The organism is Streptomyces sp. NPDC052236 (assembly GCF_044548015.1).
Lineage (GTDB): Bacteria > Actinomycetota > Actinomycetes > Streptomycetales > Streptomycetaceae > Streptomyces.
This window is the reverse complement of sequence record NZ_JBIUBL010000014.1, coordinates 164,790-165,040: the sequence shown is the minus strand read 5'-3', so window position 1 is coordinate 165,040 and position 251 is coordinate 164,790. Positions and strand designations below refer to the sequence as shown.

Sequence of the window (251 nt, the reverse complement as noted above, 5' to 3'; positions counted from 1 at the left end):
TTCTCCTTGTTCGCCTCTTCCTTCGCCGCAGCCTGCTCGGACTTGGCCTCGTCCTTCTCCTTCTTGGCTTCGGCCTTCGCTTCCTCCTTGTCCTTGTCCGCCTGGGCCCTATCCGCGTCCCGCTCGGACTTGGCCTCGTCCTTCTCCTTGTTCGCCTCTTCCTTCGCCGCAGCCTGCTCGGACTTGGCCTCGTCCTTCTCCTTCTTGGCTTCGGCCTTCGCTTCCTCCTTGTCCTTTTCCGCCTCGGCCCT

At 62.5% G+C, this 251-nt stretch carries 1 protein-coding gene; it reads right to left on the bottom strand.

Annotation, left to right across the window (positions count from 1 at the left end):
• Positions 1 to 251 (bottom strand): hypothetical protein (locus ACIHCQ_RS23635; RefSeq protein WP_399665614.1); only part of this gene is annotated, 251 nt, incomplete at both ends.